Source organism: Kitasatospora humi (assembly GCF_020907985.1).
Classification (GTDB): Bacteria; Actinomycetota; Actinomycetes; order Streptomycetales; family Streptomycetaceae; genus Kitasatospora; species Kitasatospora humi.
In genome coordinates this window covers 21,835-35,901 of sequence record NZ_JAJJPA010000022.1, presented here as the reverse complement: position 1 = coordinate 35,901, position 14,067 = coordinate 21,835, and the positions used below count along the sequence as shown (strand labels likewise).

The 14,067-nt window shown below is 73.8% G+C and carries 15 protein-coding genes; 6 read left to right on the top strand and 9 right to left on the bottom strand.

Annotated features, from left to right (window positions below; all coding sequences use genetic code 11):
• Positions 1-81 precede the first annotated feature (81 nt).
• From LN042_RS21040 to LN042_RS21030, 3 genes are read left to right on the top strand one after another with little or no spacing between them, the layout of a single operon-like run.
• Entirely contained in the window at positions 82-987 is a 906-nt protein-coding gene (locus LN042_RS21040) for an ABC transporter ATP-binding protein (RefSeq protein ID WP_230052837.1), read from the top strand.
• Complete coding sequence (locus LN042_RS21035) at positions 984-1,676, top strand: hypothetical protein (protein WP_230052836.1); 693 nt, start codon at positions 984-986, stop codon at positions 1,674-1,676. Before LN042_RS21040 ends, LN042_RS21035 begins: the two co-directional genes overlap by 4 nt.
• Positions 1,677-1,689: 13 nt before the next feature.
• Positions 1,690-2,682 carry a hypothetical protein gene (locus LN042_RS21030; RefSeq protein WP_230052835.1) on the top strand — a complete coding sequence of 331 codons (993 nt, stop codon included), beginning with the start codon at positions 1,690-1,692 and terminating at the stop codon, positions 2,680-2,682.
• 130 nt (positions 2,683-2,812) lie between these two features.
• Here LN042_RS21030 and LN042_RS21025 read toward each other — a convergent pair whose 3' ends face one another.
• The 3 genes from LN042_RS21025 to LN042_RS21015 all read right to left on the bottom strand — a co-directional run bounded on the left by LN042_RS21025 (position 2,813) and on the right by LN042_RS21015 (position 5,531).
• Positions 2,813-3,709, bottom strand: a complete 897-nt coding sequence (locus LN042_RS21025) for a hypothetical protein (protein ID WP_230052834.1) — start codon at positions 3,707-3,709, stop codon at positions 2,813-2,815.
• Positions 3,710-3,774: 65 nt separating this feature from the next.
• Positions 3,775-4,905, bottom strand: coding sequence for a DUF2306 domain-containing protein (locus tag LN042_RS21020; RefSeq protein WP_230052833.1), 1,131 nt, complete (start codon positions 4,903-4,905; stop codon positions 3,775-3,777).
• 110 nt (positions 4,906-5,015) lie between these two features.
• Entirely contained in the window at positions 5,016-5,531 is a 516-nt protein-coding gene (locus LN042_RS21015; protein ID WP_230052832.1) for a PadR family transcriptional regulator, read from the bottom strand.
• Positions 5,532-5,662: 131 nt separating this feature from the next.
• Between LN042_RS21015 and LN042_RS21010 the strand changes: the two genes are divergently transcribed.
• The 3 genes from LN042_RS21010 to LN042_RS21000 all read left to right on the top strand — a co-directional run bounded on the left by LN042_RS21010 (position 5,663) and on the right by LN042_RS21000 (position 8,757).
• Entirely contained in the window at positions 5,663-6,427 is a 765-nt protein-coding gene (locus LN042_RS21010) for a crotonase/enoyl-CoA hydratase family protein (RefSeq protein WP_230052831.1), read from the top strand.
• Positions 6,428-6,493: 66 nt separating this feature from the next.
• Complete coding sequence (locus tag LN042_RS21005) at positions 6,494-7,996, top strand: alpha/beta hydrolase (RefSeq protein WP_230052905.1); 1,503 nt, start codon at positions 6,494-6,496, stop codon at positions 7,994-7,996.
• Between the two features lie 347 nt (positions 7,997-8,343).
• Positions 8,344-8,757 (top strand): VOC family protein, encoded by a 414-nt coding sequence (locus LN042_RS21000; RefSeq protein WP_230052830.1) that lies wholly within the window; start codon positions 8,344-8,346, stop codon positions 8,755-8,757.
• Positions 8,758-8,781: 24 nt separating this feature from the next.
• Here the strand turns inward: LN042_RS21000 and LN042_RS20995 are convergent, their stop codons facing one another.
• The 6 genes from LN042_RS20995 to LN042_RS20970 form a co-directional block, all read right to left on the bottom strand.
• Complete coding sequence (locus LN042_RS20995; RefSeq protein WP_230052829.1) at positions 8,782-9,621, bottom strand: alpha/beta fold hydrolase; 840 nt, start codon at positions 9,619-9,621, stop codon at positions 8,782-8,784.
• Positions 9,618-10,205 (bottom strand): TetR/AcrR family transcriptional regulator, encoded by a 588-nt coding sequence (locus tag LN042_RS20990; RefSeq protein ID WP_230052828.1) that lies wholly within the window; start codon positions 10,203-10,205, stop codon positions 9,618-9,620. Before LN042_RS20990 ends, LN042_RS20995 begins: the two co-directional genes overlap by 4 nt.
• Positions 10,206-10,783: 578 nt before the next feature.
• Positions 10,784-11,902, bottom strand: a complete 1,119-nt coding sequence (locus LN042_RS37340; protein WP_283843859.1) for a TerD family protein — start codon at positions 11,900-11,902, stop codon at positions 10,784-10,786.
• Between the two features lie 101 nt (positions 11,903-12,003).
• A complete protein-coding gene (locus tag LN042_RS20980; RefSeq protein WP_230052827.1) occupies positions 12,004-12,258 on the bottom strand; it encodes a hypothetical protein in 255 nt (84 codons plus the stop codon).
• A 299-nt stretch (positions 12,259-12,557) separates the two neighbouring features.
• Positions 12,558-13,283 carry a YcnI family copper-binding membrane protein gene (locus LN042_RS20975; protein ID WP_230052826.1) on the bottom strand — a complete coding sequence of 242 codons (726 nt, stop codon included), beginning with the start codon at positions 13,281-13,283 and terminating at the stop codon, positions 12,558-12,560.
• 65 nt (positions 13,284-13,348) lie between these two features.
• A complete protein-coding gene (locus LN042_RS20970) occupies positions 13,349-14,026 on the bottom strand; it encodes a hypothetical protein (protein ID WP_230052825.1) in 678 nt (225 codons plus the stop codon).
• Between the last annotated feature and the right edge of the window lie 41 nt (positions 14,027-14,067).

Genomic DNA, 14,067 nt, shown 5'->3' with positions numbered 1-14,067 from the left:
TCCCCTGCCTCGTGTGCCCTCCAGACTACTACGCACCATGTAGTACGCGACAAGTACTACGCGCCGTGTACTATCCCGGTCATGCCGAACTCCAACGCCCCTGTGGTGCTTTCGGATCTGTCCAAGTCCTTCGGCTCGACCAGGGCGGTCAGCTCGGTCACCTGGAGCCCGAAACCCGGCCGGGTCACCGCCCTGGTGGGTCTCAACGGCGCGGGCAAGTCCACCCTGATGCGCCTGGTCACCGGTCTGATGCGGCCCGGCCAGGGCGCGGTGCGCATCGCGACCGGGTCCGACCGGCGCCCGCTCTCCGCGATGATCGAGGCTCCGGCGCTGCACACCGCGCTGACGGTGCGCCGGAACCTGCGGGTCCACGCGCTGCTGACCGGAGCGACTGCCGCCGAGACCGCCGAAGCCGCCGAACTGGCCCAGGTCACCCACGTGCTGGACCGCCGCGTGGGCACGCTCTCCCAGGGCTACCGCCAACGCACCGCCATGGCGCTGGCCCTGCTGCGCCGCCCCGAGGTGCTACTGCTCGACGAACCCACCAACGCCCTGGACCCGCAGGCGATCGCGGTGCTGCGCACCATGATCCGCGAAGTCGCCGACCAGGGCTGCGCCGTGGTGGTGTCAACCCACCAGCTGCGGGAACTCGACGGCGTGGCAGACGATCTGACACTGCTTCACAGCGGCCAGGTGCTCTACGACGGCCCGTTCGACGCGTTCGTCGGACCGGCCGGGCTGCGGATCAGGGCCGCCGATCAGGCCGCCACCACCCGGCTCGCCGCGCTCATGCGGGCGGACGGACTGGCCGCCGAGCAGGCGCCGGACGGGATCCGCACCCCGCCGAACGGCCGAGGCGCCGACGCCACCGCCCAGCACGTCTTCGCCACCGCGGCCCGCGCCGGCATCGAGCTGGTCGAGCTCAGCCACCTCACGCCCACCCTGGAAGAGGCGTTCCACTCCGTGATCTCGGGAGCCCGCTCATGATCCGCAGCTACCGCGCCGAACTGCTCCGCTCCACCAGCCGTGGCACCACCTGGTTCCTGGCGTTCTGCTTCGCCCTGATGGTCTTCTCGATGTCCAACGCCGGCCCGCAGCACCAGTCCCCGCTGTGGGGGTTCCGGCAGGCCGGGATCGTGGTGGCGACACTGCTGATGGGGCGAGCCGCCACCGCCGCGGCGGGCGACTTCAGCAGCGGCACGATCCGCGCCTGGCTCATCTCCGTACCGTCCCGCCTGCGGCTGGGGCTCGGCAAGCTCGCCGCCTCGGCCTCGATCGCCGCCGGTTTCGCCGTGCTGGCCGGTGCGGCCGGCTACGCGGTCAGCGGGCTGTTCGGCCGGATGCCGGGCGTCGGTGACATGGCCGCCGCCACCGCCGAACTGCTGGGCGCCTGCGTGATCCTGAGCGTCTTCGGACATGCGACCGGCCTGCTCACCCGCAGTGTGCCTGCCGCACTCACCGTCTCACTCGCCTGGATCCTGGCCGCCGAGCACGTGCTGGAGGGGCGGTTCGCGCACAGCACCCAGTGGCTGCCCGGCCTGGTGACCCAGCGGTTGACGCAGCACAAGCTCACGGTGGAAGCGCTGCCGGGCGCCCTCGCGCACGCGCTGCTGCCGTTCGTGCTGCTCGATGGGCTCGCCCTGCTGCTGTTCGTCCGCCGCGACGTCACCAGCTGAGCCGGTGGCCACCATGACCGAGCGCACCACCCGACTCCCGGTTGCCGCCCTGCGGTTCTCCTTCGCCCTGGCCGCGGCCTTCACCGTCTTCGCCTACGTCACCACCCAGGTGCGCGCGGTGCGGACCGGCAGTCCGTGGCAGGACGACCCGTATGACGCCGTGGTCTCCTTCACCGTCTTCCTGGTGCCCGCGCTGAGCGCCCTGACCGCACTGCGGGCGCTGCTGTGCCGGGGCGGCCGGCCGCAGCCGGCCCACCGGGTGGATCAACTCCTGCGCGCCGCCTGCCTGTCCACCGTTCTGGTGGCGGCGACCACGGCCGCCGACTGCACGGCGGCGGTGCTGCACGCGGACCACGCCTACTGGAACGGTGGAACCCCGTGGCTGATCGCCTCATTGGTCCCGCTCGCGGTGGCGGCGGCGGTCGGACTGCTGCTCCAGTGGCAGGCGTTCGGCCGGCTGCCGCGCCCGACGGGCCGGTTGCCCGAGAACGGCGACTGGCTGGCCGATCTGGCCCTGCTGGTCGAGCTGGTGACGGCGCGGCTGCCCGGCCCGCTGCGCCACCCGGCCGCCCGGCTCGCGCCCGGCACCGCCGCGCAGTTCGCCCGCCACCACATCACTGCCGTCGCCGCGACCGCCAGCCTGACCGCCGGGCTCGGACTCGCCGTCGACCAGGCAGTCGGCGAGGGCGCACCCGGTCCGCTCCTGTTCGTCATCAAGGTGGGCATCGCCTCGGGTGGCTTCTTCGCCTTCTGCACGCTCTGCAACAGCGTGCTGCGGATCGCCGTGCCGGGGAGGACCGGTGGGCGGTGGCGGCGTGCGATCCGCCGTGCCGCCGCCGCGGCGGCCCTCGCCGTACCGGTCGCCACCGGGCTGCGGGATCCACTGCGGCCGGTGATCGGTCCGGTCGACACGCTCGGCGAGCTCGCCGGGCTGCTCCTCGGCGCCGCACTGCTCGCGGGGGCGGTCACGTTCGCGGCCGCTCTGGCTCGGCAGGAGGGAGATTGACTGATCGTCAGCAGCAAAAAAGGGGCGGGGACGGCGGCCGCCGCGGCGAGCACCGGGCCCCGGGGGCGGGCGGCCTCCCGGACTGCGTCGGCGCGCAGCGGCGCGGGGCCGACGTGACCAGCCACCGCCCCTAGCCGCCGGAGCCGGCAGGCCGGCCGGCTCCGCTCCGCGCCAGCAGCCAGTACCCGGTCCCGCCGCAGACCAGCAGGCCGGTCAGCATCGTGATCAGCGAGACACCGGGCCCGGACGCCCAGTGCACCTCACCGGACCTGGTGGCGAGCAGGACTCCTGCCACCACCGCCACGCCGGGCAGCGACAGCAGCGCCGGGCGCAGCCTGGCCAGGTCGTCCTCGACCAGCCCCCCGAGCACGCCGACGCCCAGCGCGAGCGCCCAGACCCCGAGGGCCTGGGCGTCCGCACGATCGACCCGCCAGGGCAGCAGCGCGCCCCAGAAGCCGGGCAGGAGCAGCAGGCCCGCGCCGATCCCGGACCAGGAGGAGCCGAGCACGGCCAGGAACGGCTTGGCCCAGCCCGGCACCGGTACGATCCGCTCGCGCACCGGGGCGGCGGGGGTGAGGTACTGCAGCAGCAGGCAGACCAGCGCGCCGAGCGCCAGCAGGGCGAGCGTGCCGATCCAGCCGAGGCTGAACAGCACCAGCACGATCGAGCCGCCGTGGACGAGGTAGAGCCGGCCGCCGTTGACCAGGCTGACCGTCAGCAGGCCGAGCAGCACGACCGCGGTCGGCAGCATCAGGGTGCGGACCTCCTCCCAGCGCCTGGCCCGGCCGACCAGCAGCAGCCCGGGTGAGACGCCGAGCATCGCGGCGCCGACCAGGCCCGGGCCGAGCGGCCCGGCCGACACCCATGGCGTGAAGGCGTGCCCGGCCACCGCCACGGCCGCCATCAGCGCGCCGGTCAGGATGCTGACCACCGCCACCGTGCCGGCCAGGACCGGCACGCCGGGTGCCAGCCAACGGCCGCCGTCGCCGGGCGCGCTGCCGGTTCCGGTGCTTGTCCCACTGTTCATCGGTATCGGTCTCCAGCCTCAGATCCGGTTGGCAACAGGGGAGTTGCCGACCGCGGTCGAACGGGTCAGGGCCGCCCGCCGGACGACCTCGCGGCCGTAGAGGACGCGCACGGTGACCACCGCGGTGGCCCAGAAGCCGAGCAGACCACAGCCGATGGACACGCCCGCGGTGAGCGCGGTGGCCCGGTCCAGCCCGAGGTACCGTTCGAACGGCACGGCGAGGGCGACCGAGAGCGCGGGTGCCAGGGCGAGCCCGAGCAGGTGCAGCCGCCACTCCTCGCGGGCCCACGGCCGTCCGGTGCGTCCGGCGGGCCGGGCCTGCCACGCCATGACCGCCCAGGTGACCAGGTAGGGCAGCAGGTAGGACAGGAGCAGCCGGTGGCCGCCGGCGCCCCAGCCGAGGTACTGCCGGCTGATCCAGGCGAGCCCACGCCCAGCAGCTGGGCCGCGACCAGCACCGGGGTCGGCGCCCAACTACCGGTCACTCCAGGGACTTCGGTTCGCCGGTCGAGGGCCCGGGAGGCGACCAGGGCGCCGAAGACCACCACCGAGCCCAGGTGCATGACGGCGATCCGGTTGGTCTCGGTCACCGGTAGCCCGGGGAAGACCAGGGGCAGTACCACCCACTCCAGGCGGAGCAGCGGCGCGGTCATCAGGTAGCCGTAGCAGAGCAGCATCCAGCGCTGGTGCAGGTCGGGTCGGCGGGCGAGGGCGGCGATGACGCCCATGGTGGTGCTGAGCACGGTACCGACCAGGATGGTGGCGAGCACGATCCAGAAGGTCGGGCCGCTGAAGGCGTCGGCGGGTTTGGTGCGCAGCAGGTAGACGGCGGCGCCGGTCATCGAGAGGTAGACGGTGGCGGCGAACAGCACCCCCGTGGCGCGGTGCAGCCGGATCCGGCGCCGTACCGCGCTGAGCAGTTGGACCGGGCCGAGCACCATCAGCAGGCCGCCGAGCACCGAGTGGACGACCATCGCGGTCAGGCTGTGCCGGTAGGGGCCGACCCGGCCGGCGAAGGCCTCGGAGACGTACCGCTGCGGCACGGTGCGGGCGAGCAGCCACTGCCCGATCGCGGGCGCGCCCGGATGCGCGTAGGGCCACAGTTCGGTGGCGGCGATCGGCGCGTAGCCGAGGCAGAGCAGCACCACGGCGATCACGGCCACCCGCGGCCGGGCGATGGTCCGGAACCGGTTCACGACGACACCCTTCATAGTCCTTTCTGGACTATCGAGAAGGTAACGCTGGGCCAGGCCGGGGTCAACAGGTCGGTCCGGGCCGGGTGTTGGGCGATGGTCGGAGGGGGTGCTCAGGGTTCGCGGCGTTCGACCCACTGCCAGAAGTCGACCATCATCCGCTCGTAGCGGATGCCGAACTCCAGGGCCTCGCGCTGCCCCCTGGTCAGCTGGTCGCCGACGCTCCCGGCCAGGCCCTCGTACTCGGCCAGGATGGCTTGGTGCTCGACCACCTGAGTGGGTGCCAGGACCTTGGGCCGGCCGCCGAACCAGAGCTTGAGGATGCCGCGTTCGCGGGCCTCCACGGGCGCGAACTCCGGGTCGGCCAGCCACTTCGCCAGCGCCCCGCGCCCGGCGTCGGTCAGGGCCAGCACCCGTCGGTTGCGTCCGCCCTCCTGCCGCACCTGGCGGACCAGGCCCGCGGCGGTCAGCCGGTCGCACTGGGCGTACACCTGCGCGTGCGGGATCGACCAGAACGGCGCCACGGTGCGCGCCGCCTCCACCTTGACGTCGTACGGGCTGGCCTCGCCCAGGCTGTCGATGATGCCGAGCACGAGGTAGGAGGGCGTGGTCAACCGGGTCTCTGCCATGCGGCCGACCGTATCGCGAGGTCACTCGCCCTGGGACGGCAACCGTCGGAGCCGGTCGTCCGGGAACCGCCCCCGTCGCTGACCGGCGGTAGCCTCAAGGCGGCCGGCATCCGACTCGCAGGAGGCAGTTGATGGCAGTGCGACTTGAACGGCGCGGACCGGTCACCGTGATCGGCCTCGACCGGCCCGAGGTGCGAAACGCGGTCGACGCCGAGCACGCCGCGATGCTGACCGAGGCGTTCCAGGAGTTCGACGCCGATCCGCAGGCCGCCGTCGCCGTGCTGCACGGCCACGGCGGCACCTTCTGCGCCGGCGCCGACCTCAAGGCGGTGGCGCGGGGCGAAGCGGTGGTGGGTGCGCCCGGCGAGGGCCCTGCGGGGATGGGGCCGACCCGGTTGCGGCTGGGCAAGCCGGTGATCGCGGCCGTGGAGGGGCACGCGGTCGCCGGCGGGCTGGAGCTGGCGATCTGGGCGGATCTGCGGGTGGCCGCACCGGACGCGGTGTTCGGCGTCTTCTGCCGCCGCTGGGGCGTGCCGCTGATCGACGGCGGCACGGTCCGGCTGCCGCGCCTGATCGGGGAGTCCCACGCCCTCGACATGATCCTCACCGGGCGGCCGGTCGGAGCCGAGGAGGCGCTGCGGATCGGCCTGGCCAACCGGCTCAGTGCCCCCGGCGCGGCGCTGGCGGAGGCGGTCGCGCTCGCCGAGCGGCTGGCCGCCTTCCCCCAGACCTGCCTGCGCCACGACCGGTTGTCGGTCCACGAGCAGCACGGCCTGCCGCTGGAGCGGGCGCTCGCCAACGAGTGGCGGCACGGTGAGGTCTCGCTGGCCGCCGACACGGTGGCCGGCGCCACCCGTTTCGCCCGGGGCAGCGGGCGGCACGGCGCGTTCGAGTAGCCCTCGTCGGTGCTGAACCTCCCGCAGGGGGAATTCCTATGCTCCCGCCGAACGAGGAGGAGCATGATGATCGCTTTTGTCCTGGTGTCCGAGGCCCACACCGGCGGCTGGATCTGGCGCGAGACGGCGGACGCGCTGCGGGCGGCCGGCTTCGGGGCCCATCCGGTGACGCTCACCGGGCTCGGCCACCGACGCCATCTCGCCGGGCCGGACACCGATCTGGCCACCCACGTCGAGGACGTGGTGCAGCTGATCGACCACCTGACGGAGGACCAGGTCGTACTGGTCGGGCACGGCTACGGCATCCACCCGGCCGTGGGCGCCGCCGACCGGCGTCGCGAGCGGGTCGCCCGGGTCGTCCACCTGGACGCGGGCCTGCCGCGCGACGGCGCTCCCGCGCTCGCCCTGGTGCCCGATCCCACCCTGCACCAGCGGCTGCTCCACGATCCCGAGTCCGGCCCGGTGCCGGCCCCGGCGCTGGACCAGTGGGCCCGCTGGGGCAGCATCGCGGGCGTGCCGCTACCGGCCCTGGAGCGGCTGACCCGGCTGGCCGCTCCGCAGCCGGTGCGCACCCTCACCCAGCCCCTGCGGCTCGGCGCCCCGGCTGAGCGGATCCCGTCGACCACCGGCATCCTGTGCGGCGCCAACGGTTCGACCGTCGCCGCGCTGGAAGCCCGACTGGGCTTCGGCGATCCGCAGGTGCGGGCCCTGGCCGTTCCCGAGGCGACCTTCTTCGAGCTGGACACCGGCCACTGGCCGATGCTGTCCTGCCCCGAGGACCTGGCGGACACGCTGCGCCGGGCGGTCGCCGGCGAGGGCCATCGGCTGACCCTGCCCACCGAGCCCGAGCGGCCCCCGGAGTTCCTGCTGCCGCTGGCCGAGCGGCCCAGGGAGCGGACCGGCCGAGTCGATCTCTACCTGCCGGACGGAGCGTCGCAGGAGCCCCGCCCGGCGGTGGTCTTCGTCCACGGCGGGCCGTTTCCCGAGAGCCTGCGGCCCACGCCACGGGACCGGCCGACCTTCGTCGGGTACGGCACCTATGCGGCGAGCCTCGGCGTGGTCGGGGTGACCCTGGACCACCGGCTGCACGAGCCGGCTGACTTCGGGCGGGCGGCACAGGACGTCGCGGAGGCGGTGGCGCTGGTGCGGGCGGATTCCCGGGTCGATCCGGACCGGATCGCGCTCTGGGTCTTCTCCGGCGCTGGACTGCTCACCGCGGACTGGCTGGCCGCTCCCCCACCGTGGTTGCGCTGCCTGGCCGCCTCCTATCCGCTGCTCGCGCCGCCGCCGGCATGGGGTCCGGTCGAATCCCGGTTCCGTCCGGTGGAGGCGGTGGCGAACGCGGGCCGGCTGCCGCTGGTCCTCACCCGGGTGGGCCTTGAGTCACCGCCGTTCGCGGCCACCGTCGAGGAGTTCCTGGCCGCTGCCGAACAGTGCGGTGCGGACGTCGAGTTGGTGGACCTACCCAGCGCCCGTCACGGTTTCGAAACCACCGACCGCACCGAGGAGGCGCGCCAGGGCGTGCGGCGGGCGATGGCAGCGGTGCTGGACCGGTTGAGGGCGGGCTGACGCGCCCGTCACCAGGGCGGTGGGGGGTCGGCGACGTAGTTGACGGTGTTTGGTCTGCGTCCCGGTCACCGACGCGCTGCCCGCCACCGTGGTGCCGGCCTGGCCGGAGCGGAGCACCTCGCCGGCCCTGGCGGCCTCCAGCCGGGTGGCGGCACGGGTCGCGGCGCGTCGGTTGCCGAGGCCGGCGACGCTGGGTAGAGTCCGACACGTGACTGCCGGGTCGGCCTTGGGCCACACACGAGTTGGGCACCCGGCCTCCGCGTGAGCGCGAGGCGGGCAAGGGGCCCGCCACATCCAGGTCCTGTTCTGCGCTTCCAACAGCACTCCCAGACCTGGAGTTTTCCCTGATGCCTGCTCAGCAGCCGCAGTTGCCCGTCACCTCCATCCAGTTGAACCACACCGCGGTGTGCGCGTCCGACCGTCAGCGCTCCGCGGAGTTCCTCGCCGGGATCCTCGGCCTGGAGATCGGCGCGCCGTTCGGCCCCTTCCTGCCCATCGACCTCGGCAACGGCGTCACCCTGGACTTCTACGAGGTGCGCGACCAGCCGATCCAGAGCCAGCACTACGCGTTCCTGGTGCCTGACGACCAGTTCGACACGATGATCAGCCGACTGGAGGCCGCCGGGGTGACCTACTACGCGGATCCGCACCAGACCGAGCCCGGCAAGGTCAATGACTGGTTCGGTGGCCACGGGGCCTATTTCGCCGACCCCGACGGCCACAACATGGAGATCCTCACCCGGCCTTACGCCCGGCCGTAGTCCCGCTCCCGGCGGCCGTCCGGTTCAACGCAGCGTGCGGTGCAGCACCTCGGCGAACTCCGCGGGGTGCTCGACGCTGCCGAGGTGGCCGCCGGGGAACTCCACCAGCTCGGCACCGAGCAGTTCGGCGAGCCGGGCGGCGGGGCCGTGGAAAACGGGGAGTTGGCGCGAGTCCCGGCCGGCGGCGAGCGCCAGGCGGTCGGCGACCGGGTGCAGGGCCGCCAACTCGAGCTCGGCCGTGGCGAACTGATGGAGCATCCGTTCCAGGAACACCGGCATGTTGGCCGCCATCCGCGGGGCCATCTCCTGGATCTCCGGCGGCAGTTCGGTAGCCGGCCGGTCGTCCTGCCGCGCGTCGTCGGGCTGTTCGCCGCCCAGCCCGGCGCCGAGGTGGGCCATCGCGGCGGTCGGCCCGGCGGTGCGCGAGAGTCGGCCGGTCTCGGCGAACAGCGTCCGGTAGGGAGTGGGGTCGGCGAGCAGTTCCAGCAGCGGCGGCTCGTGGGCCACCACGCGCCACACCCGCTCGGGGTGGCGGGCGAGCAGGTCGAGGGCCACGATCGCGCCGGAGCTGCTGCCGAAAACGGCCGCGGGTGCGTCCGGCGAGTAGAGGTCGAGCAGCCGTCGTGCGTCGTCGCTCCACACCTCGACCCGCTGGTCGGTGAGCGGGCCGTCGAGCGGGCTGCGGGAGAGTCCGCGCGGGTCGTAGCCGACCACGGTCCAGTGCGCGGCGAGGCGTTCGGCCAGACCGGCGTAGAGACCGGCGTCGCCCGCACCGCCGGGTATCAGCAGCAGCACCGGGCCGCTGCCGCGGTGCTCGTGGTGGAGGGCGGCGCCGGGTACCTTCAGCAGGCCGGTGGTCGTCATTCCGTGCTCCCGGTGGGTTGGGCCGGCCAGTTGGAGAGCGCCACATGGAGGGCGTCGAGGGAACGTGTCCAGGACTGCCGCACGGGGCGGTTGTGCGCGAAGCCCTGGTTGAGCTCCAGCTGGATGTAGCCGTGGAAGGCGGCGCGGAGCAGCCGGCCGGCGTCGGTGAGGTCGGGCTCCTCCAGGCCGTAGGCGCGCAGCACTCCGAGGGTCAGCTCGACGCCGCGCCGGCCGCCGACCGAGTCGGCGACCTCCTCCGGGTCGAACTGCAGCTGGGTGGCGGCGTAGCGGCCCGGATGGGCGAGGGCGAACTCGCGGTAGGCGTCGGCGAAGGCGATCAGCGCGTCCTTGCCGGCCCGGCCGGCCACGGCGAGCGCGATCTCCTCACTCATCTGCTCGGCCGCCAGCACCGCGATCCGCACCCGCAGGTCGCGCAGGTTCTTGATGTGCGAGTAGAGGCTGGCGTCCTTGACGCCGAACCGACGGGCCAGGGCGGACACGGTGAGCCGGTCGAGGCCGACCTCGTCGGCCAGCTGCGCGGCCGCCTCGGTGAGCCGGGCCGCGGTGAGCCCTGCGCGTGCCATGCGGATCCTTTCCTAGGATGTCTAGGAAGAAAGCTAGCATGCCCGACCGTCGGATCGCCCACGTGCGGGAGCTCGGTGACGCCCAGTCGGGCTCGGACGCGCCACCGGAGAGCACGCCGGGCAGTCCGGTTCGCCGCACGGACGGTCCACGGCGCCGGGCGATCGGACGGCCGGTCCGCCCGAGCCGGATCGACCCGGCGGCGGGCGGGCTGCTCCCACCCGGTAACTGGTCCGAGCAGCACCGAAGCCGGGGCCGGTGGTCTCGACGGCGCGGCCGAGGAATGCAGTCGTGACGTCGGTACGTTCGCGGCCAGGGGTTTTACGCGGAGGGGGTCGGCGGAGCCGGGCCCCGCGGTGCGTCGTCACAGGGCGGGCCGACCGGCACGCGACGAAGTTGCCGGTTCGCGACGGTGCTCCGGCCATGTGCGGCCCAGGTCATCCCGAACCGCCTGGTGGCCGGGCTCGTCGGACCGACCGGCAGGCCTGCTGGAGCGGCGCCGATGCCCCGGCAGCGGTGCTGCCGGGGCATCAACGAGGCGGGCCCGGAAGGAGCCGTCCGGGAATCGGAAGGAGCCGTCCTAAAAGAAGTCGCCGTCGTCCTCGTAGTAGTTGTTGACCACGACGTCCGGCCGGTCGTCGCTGAACGCCTCGTCCAGCAGGATCCCGCCCACCACGCCGGCCACACCCGCACCGATCAACGCCCCCGTGCCGTAGCGGCGCTGCTGGTCCGGCGGCACCTGGCCCGGCTGCGGGTAGCCCTGCGGGTACCCGGCACCCTGCCGGGGGTCGGCCAGCGGGATCTGCTGCGGGTAACCGGCCTGCTGCTGCGGTGGGGTGTAGAACGGCGGCACCGTGGTCTGCACCCGCTGTGCGCAGACGGCGCACGCCTGGATCTGCCGGGGCACACCCCATTGCGGCGTCCAGATCACTGCCGTCCCGCCGGCACCGTGGGAGGGGTCGAAGAAACACGTCACGGCTGAACTCCCTGTCATTGCTTGCTCGGTGACCACCGGGGGCACGGGTGCGGGGGCCGGTCGGGCCGGCGCAGCCGGTGGAGCCTGGCGGGCCGGGGCCGCCGGGGCCGTTGTCGGCACCGCGGTGCGCACCTCGTCGGCGGGCTCGGCGGCCGGCTGCAGCGCCACCACCCCGTAGTCGGCGGCGATCCCCGCGAGCCCGCTCGCGTAGCCCTGGCCGACCGCGCGGAACTTCCAGTCACCGCTGTGCCGGTAGAGCTCGCCGAACACCATCGCGGTCTCGGTGCGGGGCTCGTCCGCCAGCTGGTAGCGGGCGATCTCCAGACCGCTGCCGGGGTCGGTGATCCGGATGTAGGCCGACCGCACCCGCGCGAAGCTCTGCCGGCGCTGCGCCGCCTCGTAGAGGGCGACCGCGAAGACGACCTTCTCGACCTCGGCCGGCACCGCGGTCAGCTCGACCTCGATCCGCTGCTGGTCCGTCGCGTCGCCGCCGGCGGCCGGGCCGCCCAGGTGCCAGACCGAGCCGTCGGGGCTGCGCAGGTTGTTGAAGAAGACGAAGTGCTGGTCGGACAGCACCCGCCCGTCGCGGTCGCAGAGCAGGGCGCTGGCGTCGAGCTCGTACGCGGGGTCGGCCGTCCATCCCAGCCCGACCAGCGCCGTAGCGAGACCCGGCGCCTGCCGACCCAGGGAGACGTTGCCGCCCTTCGTCAGCGCCACGCTCATGGACACTCCTCCCGCTCACTGACCCCACTGCCGGGTCCATGTCGCCGATAACGCGGTACGCAGAACCTTTGGTTCCCGACTCGCCGTGACGTTCGACGAACTCAGGGTTTGATCAGGGTCAGCAGGTCCTCCTCCGCCGCCACCTGCCGCGGCACCCCGTTCAGCAGGACCACGGCCAGCGTGACCAGGTCCGACCACTCCATCACCAGGCGGTCACCGCCCCGGACGTAGGCATTGCGCCCCCACACCGCACCGCGCGCCGCCAGTTCCGGGAACTCGGCGAAACCCGGCGAGAACACCCGCGACCACCCCGCGGCAGTGATCTCCGCATCCCAGAACCCCGGCCCAGCAATCATCAGACCTCCCTCACAGGGCGCACACACTACTGCCCCGGGCGGACCGGAGCGACGCAAGCCCCTGCTGGAACGACTCCCGACGGAATGCCGGAACGGCCGGCGGGCACGCGGGCGGGCACCCGGTCGTCGATCTCGCGCAGCCACGGCTCCGGCCGGCGGGCGCCCGGCCGGCGCGCGAAGGAAGAGGAGTGGGATCACCGCGCCCCGGCGAGCGGGCCGGACCAACGCTCCTCGGCCGGCCGGCGGGACCGGAGCCGCTGCCCCGGCCCCGCCTTGCCCTCAGCTCACTTGCCCTCAGCTCACTTGCTGTCGGTGGTCCGCCCGCGGCGGCCCATCAGGACGGCCGCCGCGACGCCCAGCGCGCCCACCACGATGCCGGCGATGCCGAGGACCCGCGCGGTGGAGTCGCTGTCGCCGGCCGGCGCCGCGGCCGGCTTGGCCGAGGAGACCGGCGCGGCAGCCTGGCCGGCCGGGGCTCCCGCCGCGGTGAGGTGCAGCACCGGCGCCGGGTGCTCCGGCTCGGGCTGGCCGTCCTTGGGCACGTCGATCCAGCGCACCACGCTGCCGTCGCTGTAGGTCTGCAGGGCCTTGAAGACCACCTGGTCGGTGCCGTCGGGCAGCGCGCCGAAGTCGACGGTGAAGTCCTGGTAGTGGCCGGGGGCGATCTGCCCGCCGGTCCAGACGATCTGCGAGACCACGTCGGTGATGTCGCCGTCGTCGGTGTGGATCGGGGTGGCCAGCTTGGTGGTCTGGACCTGGTCGGTCCAACCGGGCACGGGTGCGACCAGGGCGGACGGGATCGGGTGATCGGTCGGGAAGTCGACCTCCACCTTCACCGTGCTGGCCTTGTCCTGCTCGTTGGGCACGCGGAACGCGAAGGTCTGGTCGGTGGCGTTCGCCGCGACGGTGGACGGCTGCACGGTCACGTGCGCGGACGCGGGCAGCGCGGTGAGCAGCACGGCCGCGCCGGCCAGGGCGAGGGCGGCGGCGGTGCGGGCGGTACGGGTGTGACGGGTTGCGGACATGGGGGTACTCCCAATCGGCTGGTTGCGGTCGGTCGGCTGGGTCGGCTCGCCTGGGCGGGTGCCGTTCAGCGAGCCGGCCGTGCCGGTGGACCGCGCCTGACCACCACGTGTCGCAGGAGCGGTGCGCCCGGCCGACGCGGCGGCCGGGCCCCGGCCGGCGTCCCGGCCGCCACGGGAGGGCCGGTGAGGCGTGCGGCGGTGAGCAGCGCAAGCACGGTGTCCAGCGCCGCCGCCCACCGCCGGGTGGCCTCGGTGGCCGCTCGGGAGGCGGTGCCGGCCAGGCGCCAGAGCACGGCCTCGCCGCGCCGCAGCCACCAGGCGGCCGCGGCGGTCGCGAGCAGATGGCCGGTCAGCATGCCGGGGCTGATCCCGAATGCGGTGCGGCCCAATGACTCGCCGTGTGACATTCCGGGCATGTCGGGCATCGAAGGGGTGGCCGGCGCCTCGTGCACCGCCTGCGCCACCGCGAAGACCAGGTGCAGCACCAGCTGCCCGCCCGCCAAGCCGCCGGTGATCGCCCGCAGGCCGCGCTCCCTTCGCGCGCCGTGAATGGCGGCGGCCAGGGTGAGCAGCCATCCGAAGAGCACCGCCGACCAGGGAACCGCCGTGTCGGAGCCGATCAGGTGCCCGCCGGCCGCCAGCAGGACGCACACCGTCGCGAAGGGGACGGCGCGCAGCACGCGGAGGTCGAGCGCGGCGGCGCGCATCGCGGATGGCTCGGCCGCGGTCCCGGGGGCAGTCATGGCCCGGACAGCATAGCGACGCCCGCGCCTCCGGGGCGCTA

Coding starts and splice junctions, on each gene's coding strand:
- LN042_RS20970 (WP_230052825.1), bottom strand. CDS start 14,026: ATGACTGCCCCCGGGACCGCGGCCGAGCCATCCGCGATGCGCGCCGCC.
- LN042_RS20990 (WP_230052828.1), bottom strand. CDS start 10,205: ATGGCACGCGCAGGGCTCACCGCGGCCCGGCTCACCGAGGCGGCCGCG.
- LN042_RS21005 (WP_230052905.1), top strand. CDS start 6,494: ATGATCGCTTTTGTCCTGGTGTCCGAGGCCCACACCGGCGGCTGGATC.
- LN042_RS21030 (WP_230052835.1), top strand. CDS start 1,690: ATGACCGAGCGCACCACCCGACTCCCGGTTGCCGCCCTGCGGTTCTCC.
- LN042_RS21015 (WP_230052832.1), bottom strand. CDS start 5,531: ATGGCAGAGACCCGGTTGACCACGCCCTCCTACCTCGTGCTCGGCATC.
- LN042_RS21025 (WP_230052834.1), bottom strand. CDS start 3,709: ATGAACAGTGGGACAAGCACCGGAACCGGCAGCGCGCCCGGCGACGGC.
- LN042_RS20975 (WP_230052826.1), bottom strand. CDS start 13,283: ATGTCCGCAACCCGTCACACCCGTACCGCCCGCACCGCCGCCGCCCTC.
- LN042_RS37340 (WP_283843859.1), bottom strand. CDS start 11,902: ATGAGCGTGGCGCTGACGAAGGGCGGCAACGTCTCCCTGGGTCGGCAG.
- LN042_RS21040 (WP_230052837.1), top strand. CDS start 82: ATGCCGAACTCCAACGCCCCTGTGGTGCTTTCGGATCTGTCCAAGTCC.
- LN042_RS21010 (WP_230052831.1), top strand. CDS start 5,663: ATGGCAGTGCGACTTGAACGGCGCGGACCGGTCACCGTGATCGGCCTC.
- LN042_RS21035 (WP_230052836.1), top strand. CDS start 984: ATGATCCGCAGCTACCGCGCCGAACTGCTCCGCTCCACCAGCCGTGGC.
- LN042_RS21000 (WP_230052830.1), top strand. CDS start 8,344: ATGCCTGCTCAGCAGCCGCAGTTGCCCGTCACCTCCATCCAGTTGAAC.
- LN042_RS20980 (WP_230052827.1), bottom strand. CDS start 12,258: ATGATTGCTGGGCCGGGGTTCTGGGATGCGGAGATCACTGCCGCGGGG.
- LN042_RS20995 (WP_230052829.1), bottom strand. CDS start 9,621: ATGACGACCACCGGCCTGCTGAAGGTACCCGGCGCCGCCCTCCACCAC.